Genomic DNA, 7452 nt, shown 5'->3' on the forward strand with positions numbered 1-7452 from the left:
GTCGTTTGGGCGGACACCCACGGCGAGACGGCACCCGCGCACCTTGACTTACCTCGATGATGCCGTCACGCCGCCACACCGTCACATGGAAACTTCTCAAACACTCACTGAACCTATTTCAGCCTCATGCGGCCTGGGCAACGCGATGGTTTTGCAGGACGGCGATGGCCTTGCACAGGTGGCCGGCGCGATCATGGTCGGCGCGGCCGCCTCCGGCGGCTTCGCCGCCCTCTGGATCACCGGCACCTCGGCCGTGCTCACGTGGTCGAACTCCCAGAAGAAGCCCGGGAAGCCTTCGGAGGATTGACCTCCATCACCAGATCATCATTCTGGCTTCTCCCCATCCAGCAACCAGACAGTTCCGGCCGCGGGGCCGGCGTACCGGGGTGACGGGCCGCCCGTCGCGGGTGAGCGAGGTGCAGGCGCGCACCACGGCGCTCCGGAACGTCGCGGTGGGGAGCGTGAGGGTCATGCCCGCGCACGCTGATGACGGTGTCTTGGGCCGTTCTTGGAGCCGGTCTTCAAGAGCCGCCCAAGACCGGGAGGCCACGATGACGGCACCCTGACAAACCAGAAGGAGCACGACAATGCGCACCGCCGCACACCCGAACGTGCCGCAGATCACGCTGCCCGGTCAGGCCGCCGCCGCGCCGGGGCCGCTCGACATGACCAACATGTACCTGGCGCACTACGGCTTCCGCCGCGATCTCGGCCACCTGATCATCGCGATCGGCCGGGTCCGCCTCGGCGACCGCCGGCGCATCACCGCCCTGCGCGAGCACCACGCGTGGGTGCTGTTCGTGCTGCACCACCACCACACCGCCGAGGACGAGACGGTCTGGCCGCGGCTGCGGGAGCGGGCGCCGGAGGCGGTCGGCACGATCGACGCGCTGGAGGCCGAGCACGAGGCCTGCGACCACTGGATCCGCGAGAGCACCGACGCCTTCCAGGCGTTCGACGCCGGCCCGTCCGAGGAGCGGCGCGAGCGGCTCATGACCGCCCTGCGCGCGCTGGCCGACACCCTCGGCGCGCACCTGGCGCACGAGGAGACCGACGGGATCCCGCTGATGATGGCCCACATCACCCCGGAGGAGGACGCGGAGGGGCACAAGACGATCATGAAGCAGTACGGTTTCCGCAAGCTGATCACGCTCGTCGGCTGGATCACCTCCGAGCTGCCGCCCGAGGTCGAGGCCCATCTGCGCAGGACCTCCCCCAGGCCGATGGTGCTGCTCAACACCCTGGCCGGCGGTCGCTACCGGCGGCGCGCGGCCTACCTGTGGGGGTGAGCCAGCTCGCGTTCCACGCTCTCGGCGTGCTCGGCATGCCGCCGCGCCGCCTCAGCGTCGCCCAGTGCCTCGGCCAGCTGCGCCAGCGACCGGCTGACCGGCCACATCAGCAAGCTCAGCCCGGCGATCCCCATGCGGTCGGCGTACGGGGACGCCTCCTCGTACAGGTCGGCGCAGGCCTGCCGGTCGCCCAGCCCCGCCCAGGTCTCGCAGCGGACGACCAGCCAGAACAGGTAGACGAACGTGCGCGGGATCGGCGCTTGCCGCTCCCACGGCCCGAGCACCCGCCGCGCCTCCTCCAGGCGGCCGCTGACCACCAGGTAGTGGGCGTACCCGTCCAGGTTGAACTGGTCGAGCTGGTCGTGTGAGATCTCCTGCGGCGGCTGCATCGCATCCGCCTCCCCGCGGCGCAGGCGCATGAGCGCGACCTGGTAGGTGGCGCCGGCCGCGGTGCTCTCCGGACCCCACATCGAGGTGGCGCGCTGCTCGGCGGCGGTGGCCGCGAGCAGCGACTCGGCCGCCTCCAGGTCACCGCGGTGGACGATGACGCCGAGCCGCAGCCAGTCGAGGATGATCCGCAGGTACGGCATGTGCGTACGGCCGATCAGCCGCTCCGCCTCGGCCAGCACGTCCAGGGCCTCCGGCACCCGGCACAGCTCCAGCAGCGTGCCGCCCTGGCAGGTGAGCCCGATCGTGCGCAGCTCGTCGTCGCCCGCCTCCAGTCCGGCGCGGGCCATCTCCTCCCCCGCCTCCAGCCGCTGACGCACCGAGCCCGGGTCGAGCAGCGCGTAGTAGCGGGCGAACAGCACCCGGCCCAGCAGCGTCGCGTCGTTCTCCTGGCGGGCCAGCCGCGCCGCCTCGGCGCTCCACCGGTCCCGCTCCACGGGGTCACACCCCGGCAGGTAGTACGCCTGGAGCGCCAGGCAGGCCAGCACCCGGGCCCGGGCCGACGGTTCCAGCCCTTCGTCGGCGGCCAGCTCCGTCAGGTCCGCCAGCAGATCGGCGTCGTAGTCGCCGTAGACCTTCCAGGGTTGCAGGATGCGGCCGCCGTACCCGGTCGCGGCCTCGATCCAGCGCCGCCGGTCGCCCTCCTGCTTGGCCAGGCGGCGCAGCCGCGTCAGCTCGGCCTCCTGCCCCACCGAGTCACCCGCCCCGAACCTGGCCTCGGCCAGCGCGAACAGCAGGTCCATCCGCTCGGCCGGGCCCAGCTCGGGGTCGTCCTCGGCCACTTGGCCGGCCCGCTCCAGCAGCTCGACGGCCACGTCGTACGCGCGCAGCCGTTTGGCCTCCTCCGCCGCCCGCCACGCCGCCCGCCAGGCACGCGCGGTGTGGCCCGCGGGAATCGCCTGGAACCAGTGATGGGCGGCGGCGGCCAGCCGGTCGGAGGCCGAGCCGCCGGTACGCGACTCGATCGCGGCGGCCACGGCGGCGTGCAGCCGGGCCCGCCGCAGCACCGGCACCACCTCGGTGAGCGCCTCCTGCACCAGCGCGTGCACGAACCGGAACCGCCCGGGCCGCCCCTCCGCGACCAGGGCGGCGGCCATGGCGGGCTCCAGCCGGTCCAGCGCCCCGTCCAGGTCGAGCCCGGCGGCCTCGGCCACGATCGTCACGTCGAACTCCCGCCCGGCCACCGCCGCCACCCGCAACAACTCGGCGGACGGCTCGGGCAGCCGGTTCACCCGGCCGAGCACGACGTCCCGCACGCCCAGCGGCAGCGTGCCGCGGCCCTGCGATCCGGCTTCGAGGTAACGCATCAGCTCCGTGACGAAGAACGGATTGCCGTTCGTACGGTCCCTGATCGCCCACACGTCCGTGCCCGCCGGGGTCAGCTCGGCCAGGTCGGACGGCGAAAGGCCGGACAGCGGCAGCCGCACCGCCTGCCGGCGCGACAGCGCCTCGAACGCCTCGGCCAGCGCCCCCTCCGGCGGCGGCCAGTCGCGTACCGTGCCCACCACGGCCAGCCTGCCGTCCAGCACGTACTCGGCCAGGTAGCTCAGCAGCCGCAGCGAGGACCGGTCCGCCCAGTGCAGGTCGTCCAGCACCACCAGCACCGGCCGCCGGCCGGCGGTCAGCGCCTGTGCCGCCGCTCCGTAGGTGCGGAACCTCGCGCCCTCGGGGTCGGTCCCGGTCGCGGAGCCGACTCCGGGCAGGTTCGCGCGCACGTCGGCCGGCAGTGGCGGCAGCGTGTCGGCCAGCCGCTCCAGCACCGTCACCCACGGCCAGAACGCCGGCGCGCCCTCCGTCGCCGCGCACCGCCCCACCGCGACCGTGAACCCCCTGGCACGGGCGCGGCTCACCAGCTCTTCGGCCAGCCGCGTCTTGCCGACCCCCGGCTCCCCGGTGATCAGCGCGAACCCCGTCCGGCCCGCCGCCGCCGCCGCTTCCAGCAGCCCGTCCAGCGCGGCCAGCTCCTCCTGCCGCCCCGTGATCCCCCTCTCGGCCACCCGCGGCTCGGGCGGCTGCGGCGGCCGGTGGGGGAACAGGGCCGGGGCTTGGTCGAGGATGTCGCGTTCCAGAACGCGCAACTCCTCGCCCGGGTCGATGCCGAGCTCCTCGGCCAGGATCCGGCGGGCCGTGCGCAGCGTCTCCAGGGCCTCGCCCTGGCGGCCGCTCCGGTAGAGCGCCAGCGCCCGTAACGCCCACAGCCGTTCGCGCAGCGGGTGCTCGTAGGTCAGGGCCTCCAGCTCGCCCAGCAGCTCGCCGTGGCGGTCCTGCCGGATCACCGCGCCCACCCGCAGCTCGCGGGCCCGCTCCCGGGCCTCGGTGAGCCGCGCCCTGACGGCGGTCACATACGCCTGGTCGTCCAGCTCCTGGTACGGCTCGCCGCGCCACAGCGCCAGCGCCTCGCCCGCCAGCCGCTCCGCCTCGGCGGGCTCGGCCGCCTGCTCGGCCTGCCCGACCAGGCGCAGGAACCGCGTCGAGTCCACCTGCTCCGGATCGATCGCCAGCGTGTAACCCACCGGCCCGAACGTCAGCAACCGGCTCTGCGCCCTGGCCCGGCGACCGGGCTCCAGCAGGCGGCGCAGGTTGGACACGTACGAGTGCAGCGACGCCATCGCCTCGGCCGGCGGCTCCTCGCCCCACAACCGGTCGATCAACGCACTCGGAGCCACCGGCCGGCCCTCCGCCAGCACCAGCCCGCACACCAGCGCCCGCATCTTCAGCGAGCCGATCTGACACGACCGCCCGTCGTCGCCGACGACCTCCAGCGGGCCCAGCACACGGAAGTCCACAGCCCTACCACCCTCATGAAGTCGCCTGATCTTACGACAAGGAGTGCTGGTGTGGTTCACCACGGCGCTGCCTCAGTCCCGGGGGCGATCGTGGGCTCAGGAGCGTCCCCTGGGGTGCTCCTGCCTGGCGATCGGGGTGCTCCACCTTCAGGGAGGGCTCGGGCGATGGTGAAGGCCGGCGCCGATCGCGGTGCGGGGGTTGGCTACGAGCTGGGCGATCTGCCGGCGGGCTCGCTCTCCAACCGGTCAATCGCCCGGCTCAAGAGCAGGGGCTCCGCTTCCAGCCCCGTCGATGCCCGTGGCGGCCCGCCTCGTGAAGCTCACTCTCGGCGGCCCGGCGACCTGGCCGGGCCCGATGGTGCACGGATGGACGACCTGGTCCCTGGTCCGGCCTCGCCGTTGTTCAGACGGCCACCGGACGGCAACCGGCCCACCGCCGGGGGTCCGGGGAGCCTGGCTCCCCCGTAAGAGGAGCCCGAAGCCGACTCCGCGCGTAGGCCCGCGCAGTTGAGGGTCAGGCGTCGATGAGGCGGGTGTAGAAGTCGAGGGCCACGTCGAAGCCGTCGTGGCAGTTGCGGTGGGATCGGTAGCAGGGCCGCCAGGCCGAGCTGGCGCCGACTCCCGCCCTGGCGTCGCTGAGGGCCGAGGGGACGCGTTCCGGTTTGGGGAGGAGGCCGTGGCCCAGGTAGCGGATGCCGGTCAGCTCGGTGTGGGTCCCGCGGTCGCCCGAGACGAACGTGCCCAGCCGCCAGCCGCTCTCCTCGTCCCAGACCAGGACGGCCCCGTCCGCGAGCTTCAGCGTCGCGTCACGCGGATCGCAGGGGCCCTCCCACCAGTCCGCCACCTCAGGTCCCAGTACGCCGATGACCTGCCGCACATAGCTCGTCGGCTGCTGCAGCCACTCGTCGGAGTACGGCTTGACGTGCCTGATGGCCACGGACGGCACCCCCTTGTGCCCTAACAGTAAGAAAAAATGACAGTGCCCAACCATACCCGCGCCGAACTTATTCCGTTGCACAGCCGTCTAGTCATTACGGACGATATTTACGTCAGATACGGGGAAGGAGGGGTGCCCATGATAGCCACGGTTCTGCTCATCGTCCTGATGGTCGTCGCCGTCGCGGCCACAGAAATGATCATGTGGTGCTCCGAAAAGAGCAAAGAGAGTGTCGAGTCCACCGCCGAGATCGCCGGGGACTAGTCTCTCGGGCATGTCGTCCCTGCTTCTCTGGCTGCACATCGCCTTCGCGATCTTCACCATCGGCCCGGTCACCGCCGCGACGATGACCGCGCCGCGCGTCATCCGCAACAAGAACGTGCCCGCGCTGCAGATCATCCAGCGCATGACGAGGATCTACAGCCTCGGCACCCTGGGCGTGTTCGCGTTCGGGGTGGCGCTCGGCGCGGTGCTCGGCGGCGGGCTGCTCGGCAAGTGGTACATGACGGCCTCGATGACGCTGTTCATCGTGGCCGCCGTGCTGCTCGTCATCATCGACCGCGACCTGCGCACCGCCCTGCGGGCGCTCTCCAGCGAGAGCCCCGAGGACGACGCGAAGGTGCAGATCGGGAGGATCGCCGCGATCAGCGGGCTCGTGTCCGTGATCTGGCTGGTGATCCTGTTCCTGATGGTGGTACCCGGCTAGAGGCAGCCGCTCAGGCGAGCGCCTGGGTGAGGTCGGCGAGCAGGTCGTCGATGGTCTCGATGCCGACGGACAGCCGCACCAGGTCGGCGGGCACCTCCAGCGCCGATCCGGCCACCGAGGCGTGCGTCATCCTGCCCGGGTGCTCGATCAGCGACTCCACTCCGCCCAGGGACTCCCCCAGCGTGAAGAGCTTCGCCCGGTTGCACACCTCCACGGCCTCCGCCTCGCCCCCGGCGACGCGGAACGACACCATGCCCCCGAACCGCCGCATCTGCTTGGCCGCCACCTCGTGCCCCGTGTGCTCGGACAGCCCCGGGTAGAGGACCTGGGTCACCCGCGGGTGCGCGAGCAGCAGGTCGACGACGCGTTCGGCGTTGTCGCAGTGGCGGTCCATGCGCACGCCCAGGGTCTTGAGCCCGCGCAGCGTCAGCCACGCGTCGAACGGCCCGGCCACCGCGCCCATCGCGTTCTGGTGGTAGGCCAGCTCCTCCCCGAGGCCGCGGTCGACGGTCACCAGCGCCCCGCCGACCACGTCGGAGTGGCCGCCCACGTACTTCGTGGTCGAGTGCACGACGACGTCCGCGCCCAGCTGGAGCGGCTGCTGCAGGTACGGCGACGCGAACGTGTTGTCCACCACCAGCAGCGCCCCGTTGTCGTGGGCCAGCTGCGCCAGCCCGGCGATGTCGGCGATGCCGAGCAACGGGTTGGTGGGCGTCTCGACCCATACGATCTTGGTCTTCTGCGTCATCGCCGCGGCGACGGCGTCGAGGTCGTGCAGCGGGACCGGGTCGTAGTGCAGGTCCCAGCGCTGGTGCACCTTGGCGAACAGCCGGTACGTCCCGCCGTACGCGTCGTTCGGGATGACGACGTGATCCTGCGGCTTGCACACCGTGCGCAGCAGGGTGTCCTCGGCGGCCAGCCCCGACGCGAACGCGAGCCCGCGCACGCCGCTCTCCACCGCCGCCAGCGCCTCTTCGAGCGCGGTCCTGGTGGGGTTGGCCGAACGGCTGTACTCATATCCGGAGCGCAGACCGCCCACGCCGTCCTGCTTGTAGGTGGAGGTCGCGTAAATCGGCGGCACCACCGCACCCGTCGTGGGGTCTGGCTCCTGACCTGCGTGGATGGCCAGCGTCTCAAAACCGTTGCTCATACCCGCCACGTTAATGGAAGTCGGCCCGCGATCCGTCCCCTCCGGGTTTTTGGGGGTTGGCCGGGAACGTGAGGAACGGGGCAATCGAACCTGTAGGGGGAAAACGCAATGCCCAAGCTCAAAAGTGTTATGGCCGG

General features: G+C 71.8%; 7 protein-coding genes. 4 read left to right on the plus strand and 3 right to left on the minus strand.

The annotated features are described in order from the left end of the window. Positions 1-43: 43 nt before the first annotated feature. Positions 44-307, plus strand: a complete 264-nt coding sequence (locus tag ACWDX9_RS34790; RefSeq protein ID WP_449961511.1) for a hypothetical protein — start codon at positions 44-46, stop codon at positions 305-307. A 280-nt stretch (positions 308-587) separates the two neighbouring features. Further along, positions 588-1289 (plus strand): hemerythrin domain-containing protein, encoded by a 702-nt coding sequence (locus ACWDX9_RS34795; protein ID WP_449961514.1) that lies wholly within the window; start codon positions 588-590, stop codon positions 1287-1289. Here the strand turns inward: ACWDX9_RS34795 and ACWDX9_RS34800 are convergent. Together ACWDX9_RS34800 and ACWDX9_RS34805 are read right to left on the minus strand one after the other, a co-directional pair. Further along, complete coding sequence (locus ACWDX9_RS34800) at positions 1274-4522, minus strand: BTAD domain-containing putative transcriptional regulator (RefSeq protein ID WP_449961517.1); 3249 nt, start codon at positions 4520-4522, stop codon at positions 1274-1276. The genes ACWDX9_RS34795 and ACWDX9_RS34800 overlap by 16 nt on opposite strands. A gap of 514 nt (positions 4523-5036) precedes the next feature. After that, positions 5037-5459, minus strand: a complete 423-nt coding sequence (locus ACWDX9_RS34805) for a DUF6292 family protein (RefSeq protein ID WP_449961520.1) — start codon at positions 5457-5459, stop codon at positions 5037-5039. Between the two features lie 138 nt (positions 5460-5597). Here ACWDX9_RS34805 and ACWDX9_RS34810 point away from each other — a divergent pair, with 138 nt between their 5' ends. Next, positions 5598-5723 (plus strand): hypothetical protein, encoded by a 126-nt coding sequence (locus ACWDX9_RS34810; RefSeq protein WP_449961522.1) that lies wholly within the window; start codon positions 5598-5600, stop codon positions 5721-5723. 10 nt (positions 5724-5733) lie between these two features. Beyond that, positions 5734-6165 carry a hypothetical protein gene (locus ACWDX9_RS34815; RefSeq protein ID WP_350725749.1) on the plus strand — a complete coding sequence of 144 codons (432 nt, stop codon included), beginning with the start codon at positions 5734-5736 and terminating at the stop codon, positions 6163-6165. Between the two features lie 10 nt (positions 6166-6175). On the opposite strand, the gene ACWDX9_RS34820 is transcribed toward ACWDX9_RS34815, so the two are convergent. Beyond that, positions 6176-7315, minus strand: coding sequence for a cystathionine gamma-synthase (locus ACWDX9_RS34820; protein ID WP_355197383.1), 1140 nt, complete (start codon positions 7313-7315; stop codon positions 6176-6178). Positions 7316-7452: the final 137 nt, after the last annotated feature.

Source organism: Nonomuraea sp. NPDC003201, assembly GCF_053590415.1.